At 67.0% G+C, this 11,189-nt stretch carries 10 protein-coding genes; 5 read left to right on the plus strand and 5 right to left on the minus strand.

The window, feature by feature from the left end; translation table 11 throughout:
- Nucleotides 1-25 precede the first annotated feature (25 nt).
- Together WS95_RS31635 and WS95_RS31640 are read right to left on the minus strand one after the other, a co-directional pair.
- The gene (locus WS95_RS31635; RefSeq protein ID WP_059828104.1) at nt 26-745 is read right to left on the minus strand and encodes a tetratricopeptide repeat protein; all 720 of its coding nucleotides are present in this window, start codon (nt 743-745) and stop codon (nt 26-28) included.
- A gap of 201 nt (nt 746-946) precedes the next feature.
- Complete coding sequence (locus WS95_RS31640) at nt 947-1,780, minus strand: NAD-dependent epimerase/dehydratase family protein (protein ID WP_034205555.1); 834 nt, start codon at nt 1,778-1,780, stop codon at nt 947-949.
- A 108-nt stretch (nt 1,781-1,888) separates the two neighbouring features.
- Here WS95_RS31640 and WS95_RS31645 point away from each other — a divergent pair, with 108 nt between their 5' ends.
- Nucleotides 1,889-2,953 carry a LacI family DNA-binding transcriptional regulator gene (locus tag WS95_RS31645; protein ID WP_059828253.1) on the plus strand — a complete coding sequence of 355 codons (1,065 nt, stop codon included), beginning with the start codon at nt 1,889-1,891 and terminating at the stop codon, nt 2,951-2,953.
- A gap of 78 nt (nt 2,954-3,031) precedes the next feature.
- Here the strand turns inward: WS95_RS31645 and WS95_RS31650 are convergent, their stop codons facing one another.
- Nucleotides 3,032-4,324, minus strand: a complete 1,293-nt coding sequence (locus WS95_RS31650) for an MFS transporter (RefSeq protein ID WP_034206257.1) — start codon at nt 4,322-4,324, stop codon at nt 3,032-3,034.
- Nucleotides 4,325-4,647: 323 nt separating this feature from the next.
- Here WS95_RS31650 and WS95_RS31655 point away from each other — a divergent pair, with 323 nt between their 5' ends.
- Nucleotides 4,648-6,120, plus strand: coding sequence for a DNA-3-methyladenine glycosylase 2 family protein (locus WS95_RS31655; RefSeq protein ID WP_059828107.1), 1,473 nt, complete (start codon nt 4,648-4,650; stop codon nt 6,118-6,120).
- Nucleotides 6,117-6,650 (plus strand): methylated-DNA--[protein]-cysteine S-methyltransferase, encoded by a 534-nt coding sequence (locus WS95_RS31660; RefSeq protein ID WP_059828109.1) that lies wholly within the window; start codon nt 6,117-6,119, stop codon nt 6,648-6,650. Before WS95_RS31655 ends, WS95_RS31660 begins: the two co-directional genes overlap by 4 nt.
- Before the next feature lie 13 nt (nt 6,651-6,663).
- On the opposite strand, the gene WS95_RS31665 is transcribed toward WS95_RS31660, so the two are convergent.
- On the minus strand, nt 6,664-7,482 hold the full coding sequence (locus WS95_RS31665; protein WP_059828111.1) for an AraC family transcriptional regulator: 819 nt from the start codon (nt 7,480-7,482) through the stop codon (nt 6,664-6,666).
- Between the two features lie 77 nt (nt 7,483-7,559).
- Between WS95_RS31665 and panB the strand changes: the two genes are divergently transcribed.
- Nucleotides 7,560-8,414, plus strand: coding sequence for a 3-methyl-2-oxobutanoate hydroxymethyltransferase (panB, locus tag WS95_RS31670; protein WP_034205560.1), 855 nt, complete (start codon nt 7,560-7,562; stop codon nt 8,412-8,414).
- Between the two features lie 29 nt (nt 8,415-8,443).
- Here the strand turns inward: panB and WS95_RS31675 are convergent, their stop codons facing one another.
- A complete protein-coding gene (locus WS95_RS31675) occupies nt 8,444-8,935 on the minus strand; it encodes an Lrp/AsnC family transcriptional regulator (RefSeq protein WP_059828113.1) in 492 nt (163 codons plus the stop codon).
- Nucleotides 8,936-9,091: 156 nt separating this feature from the next.
- Between WS95_RS31675 and glmS the strand changes: the two genes are divergently transcribed.
- Complete coding sequence (gene glmS, locus WS95_RS31680; protein ID WP_059828115.1) at nt 9,092-10,921, plus strand: glutamine--fructose-6-phosphate transaminase (isomerizing); 1,830 nt, start codon at nt 9,092-9,094, stop codon at nt 10,919-10,921.
- Nucleotides 10,922-11,189: the final 268 nt, after the last annotated feature.

Raw genomic sequence — 11,189 nt, forward strand, 5'->3', positions numbered from 1 at the left:
CCGCGACGCGCGGGCGGCTGCCGCGTCAGATCCCGTCGAGCGGCTGCCCCGGCTGCCACGCATCGATGGTCGCCTTCGCCCGCGCGCGATCGCGCGCCGACAGTTCCCCTTCGAGCGCGCGTGCAGTCGCCTCGGAGAACTCGACCTTGCGGCTGCCTTTCCCGGCCTTCACCGCGGCAAGATAGAACGTGTACGCGGTCGACAGGTTCTGCTTCACGCCGCGCCCTTGCTGGTAGAGCGTACCCATGCTTTCGAGCCCCAGCGGATCGCCCTGGCGCGCAGCGGCGCGATACAGCACGACGGCTTTCTCGAGGTCTTGGGGCAGCTTCATCCCCATGTCGTACATCATGCCGAGCGCGCTCTGTGCGGGTGCGTAGCCGCGATCGGCCGCCATCTGGAAGCAGTCCGCCGCCACGCGGAAATAGCGCTTGGCCGGATTCTCCTCGTGCCGGAACAACTGCCACGCGGCATCGTCGATCTGCACGCCCATGTCGTATTGCATCTTCGCGTCGCCGTGCTGGGCCGCGAGAAAACTCCACTTCACCGCCTGCTCTGCGTCCTGGTAGCGGTAGTAATCACCGAGCAGCGCAGCCGCTTCGACGTTACCCGCGTTCGCTGCGGTCGTGAGTTCGGGGATGGCAGTCTTGTAGTCGTTCTTCTTGTAGGCGGCAAATACGTCCTGCAGATCCGCAAACGCCGGCGCAACGGCCAGCGCAAGGCTCAACGCCAATAAGATCTTCTTCATTGCTCTCGATATTGTGATTATTCGATCGGATCGCGGTGCGGTGCGACGTCGTGCCCTCGAGCGTCGCGCCGCGCATGCAGCCGTCCGGTGCGCGTCGTCGTTCCGGGCACCGCACGGCGGAGCCTGTCGCACCGGATGGCTCCCCTTTTACCGCATCCGCCAATCCGTCGTCAATGAAGCATCTTCGGCCAGCCGCGCCGCCTACGCGTTCCGCTCCATCGGCTCGCCGACGACGAAGCCGCCGCCCTGGAACCGCTGCGCGGGATCGTCGTAATCGGCGGTCGGCGCCGTCACCGGAAACAGCCCGGCGAACTGCTCGGAGCTGTCGCGCGGGCGGAAGCCGAGGAAGCCGACCTTCGTGTTGTCCCACCACTTCACCGGGTTGTCCGACGCGCCGTAGACGATCGCGTGGCCGACACGATTCGTCAGCAGCGAGCAGCGCACGAGCTCGATGAAGTCGCGATAGCTGAGAAACGTGACGAGCATGCGCGGGTTCTTCGGCACCTCGAACGACGAGCCGATCCGCAGGCAGACGGTTTCGATCCCGAAGCGGTCGAAGTAGTAGCGCGACAGCGATTCGCCGAAGCACTTCGTCACCCCGTACAGGCTGTCGGGGCGCAGCGGCGAATCGGCGTCGAGCACTTCGGTGACCGGATGGAAACCGATCGCATGGTTCGAGCTCGCGAACACGACGCGCTTCACGCCGTGCTTGCGCGCGGCTTCGTACAGGTTATACGTGCCGGTGATGTTCGCGCCGACCAGATCGTCGAACGGCGCATCGACCGAAATGCCGCCGAGGTGAACGATCGCGTCCACGCCGTCGACGAGCTGCATCACGGCCGGCCGGTCGGCCAGGTCGACCTCGCGGATTTCTTCATGCGCGGCCGCGTCGCCCAGCGCCGCGATGTCGCTGACGCGCACGACGTCGGCCCAGTCGGCGAGCGCGCCGCGCAACTGGCGGCCGAGGTTGCCAGCCGCGCCCGTCAGCAGCAGGCGGCCGAACGGTTTGCGCGCGGCGGTGGATGAGGCGTTCATCGAATCTCCTTGAATCTACCCAAATCGGAAAACGTTTTCCAACTATACGCGGACGCGGCGCCGAACGTCAATGGCCGAACCGCGCGCAGCCATCCGCACTTTCCCGATATCGACCGCTGGCCGCGCGCCGGCTTTTTCTGCCACAATCCGGCGTTATCGAACGAAAACGTTACCCTGCGGATGAAAAAAGTTTCCCCGACGATCCGCGACGTGGCCGCGGAAGCCGGCGTGTCGGTCGCGACGGTCTCGAAGTACGTGAACGGCACGCAGCGCTTCTCGCCGACCGTCGAGGCACGGCTGAAGGACGCCATCGAGCGGCTCGGCTACCGTTCGAACCCGCTCGCGCGCTCGATGATCACCGGCCGCACGCGCACCATCGGCCTCGTGATCCTCGACATCAGCAACCCGCACTTCACGAACGTGGTGAAAGGCGCGAACCGCGTCGCGCTGCAGCACGACTACACGCTGCTGCTCGTCGATACCGAGGAGAGCCAGGCACGCGAACGTTCGCTGATCGAGGCGCTCGCGCAGCGCGTCGACGGGCTGATCGTCAGTACGCGGATGCCCGACGAGGAAGCCGGCTGGATGCTCGACCTCAACAAGCCGCTCGTGCTGCTGCGTCGCAGCCCGGGCCTGCCGATTCCGAGCGTCGGCATCGACAACCGGCTGTCGACCTACATGCTCGCGCGCCACCTGCTCAACCTCGGCCATACGCGCATCGCGTATCTCGGCTTCGGCACCGCGCGCGTGAACGACGAACGGATCCAGGGCGCGCGCGACTGCCTCGCCGAAGCCGGGCTCGCGCTCGACGTGCACGACGCGCATGCGCCGACCGCCGAGGCCGGCGAGCGCGCGTGCTCGCGCGTGATGCTCGGGCCGCAGCGCCCGCAGGCGGTGATCTGCTACAACGACCTGATCGCGCTCGGCTTCATGAAGGAGGCCGCGTCGCTCGGCTTCCGGCTGCCTCAGGACGTGTCCGTCGCCGGCATCGACAACGTGCCGTACGGCGCCTACGCGGCGCCCGCGCTGACGACCGTCGACATCCAGAGCGAGAACATGGGCGAGCTCGCGATGCAGAAGCTGATCGACGCGCTCGCCGGGCGCACCGACGCGAGCTATTCGACGTTCGAGCCGCGGCTGATCATGCGCGCGTCGACGGCCGCGGCCGGCTGACGCGGTCGCGACACGCCTCCGCCCCGAACGCAAAAAACGCGCCGTCCGACGCGGCGCGTTCGTTTGCAACGACGCGAATCACGCGTCGAGTTTCGCGGGCTTCATCTTCGGCACGAGCCCGTGCATCACGGCCAGCGCGATCAGGTAGGCCGACGCGCCGATCGCGAACAGCACCCAATAGTGGCCGGTGCGTTGCAGCACCTGGCCGATCACTTCCGAGAACAGCACGCCGCCGATCGAGCCGGCCATCCCGCCGATGCCGACCACCGACGCGACCGCGCGGCGCGGGAACAGGTCGGACGCGGTCGTGAACAGGTTCGCCGACCAGCCCTGGTGCGCGGCGGCGGCGAGGCCGACGATCAGAACTGCGATCCACAGGCTCTGCACCTGCGACACGAACGCGATCGGCAGCACGCAGCAGGCGCAGATCAGCATCGCCGTCTTGCGCGCACGGTTCACGCTCCAGCCTGCACGCAGCAGCATCGACGACAGCCAGCCGCCGCCGATGCTGCCGACCGTCGTCAGCGCATAGATGCAGACGAGCGGCAAACCGATGTGCTGCATGTCCATCCCGCGCGACTCGTTGAGCCACTTCGGCAGCCAGAACAGGTAGAACCACCACACCGGGTCGGTCAGGAACTTGCCGACCAGGAATGCCCACGTCTCGCGCTTGCGGATGAGTTCGCCCCAGCGCGGCGCGCCGGCGCTCGCATTCGCCGCGTCGAGCGCTTCGGCTTCGTCGCGCGGCTCGTCGTATTCCGCCGCGAGTGCGCGCGTGTCGGCCGTGCGATACATCGCCAGCCACACCGCGAGCCACACGATGCCGATCGCGCCGATGATCACGAACGCCGCGCGCCAGCCGTAGGCCACGGCGATCGCCGGGATGATCGCCGGCGCGAACACCGCGCCGATGTTCGCGCCCGAGTTGAAGATGCCGGTGGCGAGCGCGCGCTCGCGGCGCGGGAACCATTCGGCCGTCGTCTTGATCGCGGCCGGGAAGTTGCCGCCCTCGCCGATGCCGAGCAGCGCGCGCACGAACGCGAACCCCGTCACCGAACCGACCGCCGCGTGCAGCATCGCGGCGATGCTCCACACCAGCATCGCCACCGCGTACGACACGCGCGTGCCGAGCCAGTCGACGATGCGCCCGAAGCCGAGCAGGCCCAGCGCATAGAACGCCGAAAACGCCATCACGATGCGGCCGTACTGCACTTGGCTCCAGCCGATGTCGTGCTGGAGCATCGGCGCGAGCAGGCCGAGGATCTGCCGATCCATGTAGTTGATGACGGTCGCGAAAAACAGCAGCGCACAGACGGTCCAGCGATAGCGACTGGCAACCGCGCGCACGGCGCCGACGACGGCAGTGGGCATGAATGTCTCCGATGCGCGGTCGCGCCCGTCGCGCCGCACGAAGTTCGTTGACCGGCGACCGGCGCCGGGGCGAACGGCGGCGCGCGGCTGCGCACGGCACGTTTCGCCAATCCGTCTGGAAAACGTTTTTCAAAGGATAGGGTGTCTGCCGGGGCCGTGTCAGTCGGGGATTTCGATGAGTCATCTCAAATTGGTCGCGGTAAAAGAGACGACTGTTCCGCAGATTGGCATTAACCGTTTTTCCCCTGATTTTCCCGCTGGGGCGCGGCGGGCGCGCAGCCGGGAAGACACATGTCCGATTCCAGCCAGAATCGGCGCCGGGGATGGTTTACAGTCGTCCCATGCGCCTCGATCCCGACACCTGTTACGACGCCCTGCTTTCGCGCAACCGCCGCTTCGACGGCTGGTTCTTCGTCGGCGTGGCGACGACCGGCGTGTACTGCCGCCCCGTCTGCCCGGTGAAGCCGCCGAAGGCGCGCAACTGCAGCTACTACCCGACCGCCGCGGCCGCCGAGAAAGCCGGCTTCCGGCCCTGCATGCGCTGCCGCCCCGAGCTCGCGCCCGGCCACGGGCTGCTCGACCTGTCCGACAATCTCGCCGACGCGGCCGCGACGCTGATCGACGACGGATTCCTGAACGCGCATTCCGTCGATGCGCTCGCACGGCGCGTCGGCGTGACCGAACGCCATCTGCGCCGCATCTTCGGCGCGCAGTTCGGCGTGTCGCCGGTCGAGTTCGCGCAGACGCAGCGGCTGCTGATGGCCAAGCGGCTGCTGACCGATACCGCGCTGCCGGTGGCCGTCGTCGCGTCGACGGCCGGGTTCGGCAGCGTGCGGCGCTTCAACGACCTGTTCCGCCAGCGCTACGGCCTCAATCCGCTGCGGCTGCGCAAAGGGGCCGGTGCATCGGCCGACGGCGACATGACCTTCCCGCTGCCGTACCGGCCGCCGTTCGCATGGGCCGACCTGATGCGTTTTCTCGCGCAGCGGCAGATCGATGGCGTCGAGCGGATCGATGCGCAGCGTTATGCGCGCATCGTCGAGCTGCCGGACCGGAACGGCGGCCGCCGCTTGGCCGGCTGGCTGTCCGTCGCGCACGTGCCGCAGCGCTTCGCGCTGGCCGTCACCGTGTCGCCCGCGCTGACGCCGGTCGTGCCGGCCGTGCTCGCACGCGTGCGCCGGCTGTTCGATCTGGACAGCCGCCCCGACGTGATCGACGCGCATCTCGGCGATCTCGCGAGCGGCTCGCCGGGCCTGCGCGTGCCCGGTGCGTTCGACGGCCTCGAGATTGCGATCCGTGCCCTCGCGGGCGAGCAGCTTGCGGCCGCGCAGGCGGATACGCCGTTGCTCGCACGAATTGCGGCACGCTTCGGTCACTCGGTCGACGGCGCGCCGCAGGGCCTCACGCACGCGCTGCCCTGCGCCGCGACGCTGGCCGCGCTGCCGCCTTCGGCCCTCGAGACGATCGGCATCGAGCGCGACACGGCACGCGCGATCGTGTCGCTCGCCCGTGCCGTCGACGACGGCACGCTCGCGCTCGAACCGATGGCGCCGCTCGACGCGACGCTCGCCGCGCTGCGCGCGCTGCCCGGCTTCGACGAACGCGCGGTGCAGTACGTCGCGATGCGCGCGATGGCGTGGCCGAACGCATTTCCCGCCGACGATGCATGGCTGCCCACCCGCACCGAACCCGCGCGCGGGCCGTCCTCCGCGCCGCACGCGGCGACCCGCTGGGCGCCGTGGCGCGCGTATGCCGCATTGCATGCATGGCGCCTTCATGGAGAAATGTCGCGATGACTCCCGCTCACCTGATTCCGAGCCCGCTGGGCGACATTGCCGTGCGCATCGAGGACGATGTGCTGACCGGCCTGTACTTCGTCGGCCAGAAATACTTCCCGCCGCTGGCGATCGTGCGCGAAGCGGACGCGCTCGCCCGCTCGCCGGTCGCCCGCCGCGTCGCCGAAGAAATCGCCGAATACTTCACCGGTGCACGCGACACGTTTTCGGTGCCGATCCACCTGCGCGGCACTGCCTTTCAGCGACGGGTATGGCAGGAACTGCTGGCGATTCCGTTCGGCGAACTCGTGTCGTACGGCGACATCACCGAGCGCGTCGGGCTGCCGATGAGCGGTGCGCGCGCGGTGGGCGGCGCGGTCGGCCGCAATCCGGTATCGATCATCGTGCCGTGCCATCGCGTGGTCGGCGCGTCGGGCAGCTTGACCGGTTATGCGGGCGGCGTCGACCGCAAACGTGCGCTGCTGTCGCTCGAAGGCGCGGGGTTTTCGCGCGGCGCCCGGCACCCGGTGCAGCAGGCGCTGGCGTTCTGATGGAGGGTGCGCGTCACGCGCTCGACACCGGCCGGCGCGCTTCACGCTTCGCATACGCGCCGGGCGTCACGCGGAATTTCGCGTGGAACAGCGCGATGAAGGACGACGTCGAGTCGTAACCCAGTTGCGCGGCCACCGCGCCGATCGGCGCACCCGCATCGAGCAGCGGCAGCGACGCGAGCAGCCGCACGGCCTGCCGCCATTCGGTGAACGACAGCCCCGTGTCCTGCCGGAACAGGCGCGACAGCGTGCGCCGCGTCGCGCCGACCCGATGGCCCCATTCGTCGAGACTGCGCGTATCGCCCGGCGCCGCATGCAACGCGCGCGCGATTTTCAGCAGGCGCGGATCGCGCGGCAGCGGCACCGTGATCGGCGCCGGCTGCATGCGCGCGATCCGGTCCGCGATCAGGCACACGAGCGCACCGTCCGGCCCCGCCTCGTCGTAGTTCACCGGCAACTCGCCGGTCGCGATCACCAGCTCGCGCAGCAGCGGCGTCATGCACAGGATCGTGCAATCGTCGTTCACGTCGCTGCGCGCGATTGCCTCGTCGAGATACAGGCTGTGGAACGCGACGCCATCGCGCGTCGACACCGCGTGCGGCACGTGTGGCGGAATCCACATCGCATAGTGCGGCGGCAGCAGTTGCCGGCTCGACGGTGTCGTCACCTCGAGCACGCCGCTCGTCGCATACATCAGTTGCGCCCACGGATGACTGTGCGCGTCGACGCTCACGTTGCCGGGAATGCCGAACGCACGCACGTACAGCGGCCTCGGCAGGCGCGCCATCGGCGGCACCGCGTAAGGGCCGCCGGGTTGTCCCGCCAGCAACATAAGACGTCCTCCGAAGGTCATTGCACGAACGAGCGCGATGCTACCGTGGCGGCTCCTTTTTCACACGGCTTCCGCCCATGAGCGCTCATACCCGCATCACTCGCAAGACCGTCACCGCAATCCGTTCGACCAAAGGCATCGGCAGCCTCGTGTCGCTGACCGCGTATTCCGCGCCGATGGCGAAACTCGTCGACGACGTGGCCGACGTGATCATCGTCGGCGACTCCGTCGGCATGGTGCTGTACGGGATGCCCGATACGCTGCGCGTCACGCTCGACATGATGATTGCACACGGCGCGGCCGTCGTGCGCGGCGCGGCGCAGGCGTGCGTCGTCGTCGACCTGCCGTTCTCCACGTTCCAGGAATCGCCCGCGCAAGCCTATCGCTCCGCCGCGCGGCTCCTCGCCGAAACCGGCGCACAGGCCGTGAAGCTCGAAGGCGGCGGCGAGATGACCGACACGATCCGCTTCCTGACCGATCGCGGCATTCCGGTGATGGCGCATGTCGGCCTCATGCCGCAGCAGGCCAACGCGACGGGCGGCTTCCGCGCGCAAGGCATGGACCCGCGTTCGGCCGCGCAGGTGTTCGACGCCGCGTGCGCGGCCGAGCGTGCCGGCGCATTCGGCGTCGTCATCGAAGGCACCGCCGAAGCGCTCGCGCGCCACCTGACCGAGACGCTGACGATCCCGACGATCGGCATCGGCGCATCGCCCGCCTGCGACGGGCAGGTACTCGTGACCGAGGACATGATCGGCGCATTCGACGCGTACACGCCGCGCTTCGTGAAGCGTTACGCGGATGCGAACGCGCTGATGCGCGACGCGATCCGCCAGTACGCGCACGACGTGCGGCAGCGCGTGTTTCCCGAGCCCGCGCATTGCTTCGGATACGGCAAGCCGCTGCAACTGGCGAACGCGGCCCCGACTGCGTGATGCGGGACGAACGACGCGGTTACCTCACGTTACGTGCGCTTGCGCATCGCATGCGCAACCCGCGCGTTCGCTTCGAATTTCGCGCGATGCGTCGAGAAAAACGTCCGCACGTTGCGGACGTTCGACGCGCCGGTGAACAGCCGCCGCGCGAATTCGTCGTATTCCGCGACATCGGTCAGATCGGCGATTACGACGAAATCGGGCCCCGGCGACACGCGATAGCACTGCGTGACGGCCGGCTCCGCGCACACGTACGCTTCGAACGCGTCGTAGTCCTCGGCCGTCTGCCGGTCGAGGCTGATCTCGATCAACGCGGTGACGGCCGTGCCGATCGCGACCGGGTCGAGCATCGCGACCTGCCGACGGATCACGCCGGCCTCCGTCAGCCGCCGCACGCGACGCATGCAGGTGGGCGGCGACGACAGCGCGCGCTCGGCCAGTTGAAGATTCGATACCGACGCGTCGTCCTGCAGGATCGCGAGGATGCGCAGGTCGAGATCGTCGAGGGTGATGCCGGCCATCGGCCACTCCTTCCGGTCAGCAGATGAAATTTAATTTCAATATGATAGCCGATCCGCCATTAATTTCATTTTCTGTGGTTTTTTGAAATTAAATTCCATTCAACTGCTTCTACCATCGCTCTCACTCATCCAGACGGGACATTTACGGAGCGCGATATGTGTGGAATTGTCGGAGCGGTTGCCCAGCGGGACATCCTGCCGAACCTGGTCGACGGCCTGAAGCGGCTCGAATACCGCGGCTACGATTCGTGCGGCGTCGTGGTCTACCGCGACCGCGCGCTGGCGCGCGCCCGCAGCGTCGATCGTGTCGCGAACCTGCAGCGCGAGATCGCCGCGCAGGGGCTGTCCGGTTACACGGGCATCGCGCATACGCGCTGGGCCACGCATGGCGCGCCCGTCACGCTCAACGCGCATCCGCACTTCTCGCCGAACGACGCCAACGCGCGCATCGCGCTGTCGCACAACGGGATCATCGAAAACTGCGATCAATTGCGTGCGGAACTGCAGGCGCACGGTTACGTGTTCGCGAGCCAGACCGACAGCGAGGCGATCGCGCACCTGATCGATCACCTGTACGAAGGCGACCTGTTCGACGCGGTCCGGCGTGCGGTCGCGCGACTGCGCGGCAGCTATGCGATCGCGGTGATGTGCCGCGACGAGCCGCACCGGATCGTCGGCGCACGCGACGGGATGCCGCTCGTGGTCGGGGTCGGCGAAGGCGAGAATTTTCTGGCGTCCGACGCGATTGCGCTGTCCGGCATCACCGATCGCATTGCGTACCTGGAGAACGGCGACGTCGCCGATATTCAACTGCATCGCTACTGGATCGTCGACGCGGCCGGCCAGCGCGTCGAGCGCGCGGTGCAACGCGTCGCCGCGCATAGCGGCGCTGCCGATCTCGGATCGTATCGCTACTACATGCAGAAGGAGATCTTCGAGCAGCCGCAGGCCGTGGCCGATACGCTGCTCGACGTTTCGTCGATCATGCCCGAGCTGTTCGGCGATGGCGCATGGCGCGTGTTCAACGACGTCGATTCGGTGCTGCTGCTCGCGTGCGGCGGCAGCTATCACGCGGCGCTGACCGCGAAGTACTGGATCGAGAGCATCGCGAAGCTGCCGGCGAGTGTGGAAATCGCAAGCGAGTTTCGTTATCGCGACGGTGTGCCGAATCCGCGCACGTTGGTGGTTGCTGTGTCGCAAAGCGGTGAAACCGCTGACGTGCTCGGCGCGGTGCATGTCGCGAAGCGCAGCGGAATGATGCACACGCTCGCGATCTGCAACGTCGCGACGAGTGCGCTGATGCGCGAATGCGCGCTGCAATTCGTGACGCGTGCGGGAGTCGAGATCGGCGTGGCGTCGACGAAGGCGTTTACGACGCAGCTCGTTGCGTTGTTCCTGCTGACGCTGTCACTGGCGCAAGTGCGCGGGCGCTTGAGCGACGATGAAGAAAAGGAGCATCTGCGCGCGCTGCGGCATCTGCCCGATGCGATGTCGAAGGTGCTCGCGCTGGAACCGCAGATCATGGCGTGGTCGGAGTTGCTCGCGCGACGCGACAACATGCTGTTTCTCGGGCGCGGGATGCATTATCCGATCGCGCTCGAAGGGGCGCTGAAGATGAAGGAGATTTCGTATATTCATGCGGAGGCTTATCCGGCGGGAGAGCTCAAGCATGGGCCGCTGGCGCTCGTCAGCAACGAAATGCCGGTGATCGCGGTCGCGCCGAACGACATGTTGCTCGAGAAGCTCAGGTCGAACATGCATGAAGTCAGTGCGCGGAATGGCAGGCTTTTCGTGTTCGCGGATGTGGACTGCGGGATCGTGCCGAGCGAAGGGATCGAGGTGATTCGACTCAACGAGTATTACGGACCGTTGTCGCCGATCTTGCATACGGTGCCGATGCAACTGCTCGCGTATCACGCGGCGCTGGCGCGGGGGACGGATATCGATAAGCCGAGGAATTTGGCTAAGTCGGTGACGGTGGAGTGAGGGGGCGCTTCCCCCTTGTTGTTCGCCAGAATGAAGGTGTCCCGAGGCCGCTCGGAAAAGCGTTCCAAGAAGGAGGTCAATAATCTCTCAAGCGCCTTCTGCACGCGGCACGGGACGCTTTTACTGTGCCATGTGTATTTCGTAAGAAATACCGGCTAGGGACCCCTGCTTTTGGCGCAATCACAGGAGGTGAGCTGCCACGGAGCGCAGCCTCAATGCATATCATGCCTACGACGAACTCGAGCACGGAAATATTCTTATGTTTGTG

It is taken from the genome of Burkholderia sp. MSMB1826 (assembly GCF_001526325.1).
Lineage (GTDB): Bacteria > Pseudomonadota > Gammaproteobacteria > Burkholderiales > Burkholderiaceae > Burkholderia.

Bases quoted from the DNA above. Each gene is read 5' to 3' on its own strand.
- WS95_RS31650 (WP_034206257.1), bottom strand. From the start codon at position 4,324: ATGCCCACTGCCGTCGTCGGCGCCGTGCGCGCGGTTGCCAGTCGCTAT.
- WS95_RS31655 (WP_059828107.1), top strand. From the start codon at position 4,648: ATGGTTTACAGTCGTCCCATGCGCCTCGATCCCGACACCTGTTACGAC.
- glmS (WP_059828115.1), top strand. From the start codon at position 9,092: ATGTGTGGAATTGTCGGAGCGGTTGCCCAGCGGGACATCCTGCCGAAC.
- WS95_RS31675 (WP_059828113.1), bottom strand. From the start codon at position 8,935: ATGGCCGGCATCACCCTCGACGATCTCGACCTGCGCATCCTCGCGATC.
- WS95_RS31660 (WP_059828109.1), top strand. From the start codon at position 6,117: ATGACTCCCGCTCACCTGATTCCGAGCCCGCTGGGCGACATTGCCGTG.
- WS95_RS31640 (WP_034205555.1), bottom strand. From the start codon at position 1,780: ATGAACGCCTCATCCACCGCCGCGCGCAAACCGTTCGGCCGCCTGCTG.
- WS95_RS31635 (WP_059828104.1), bottom strand. From the start codon at position 745: ATGAAGAAGATCTTATTGGCGTTGAGCCTTGCGCTGGCCGTTGCGCCG.
- panB (WP_034205560.1), top strand. From the start codon at position 7,560: ATGAGCGCTCATACCCGCATCACTCGCAAGACCGTCACCGCAATCCGT.
- WS95_RS31665 (WP_059828111.1), bottom strand. From the start codon at position 7,482: ATGTTGCTGGCGGGACAACCCGGCGGCCCTTACGCGGTGCCGCCGATG.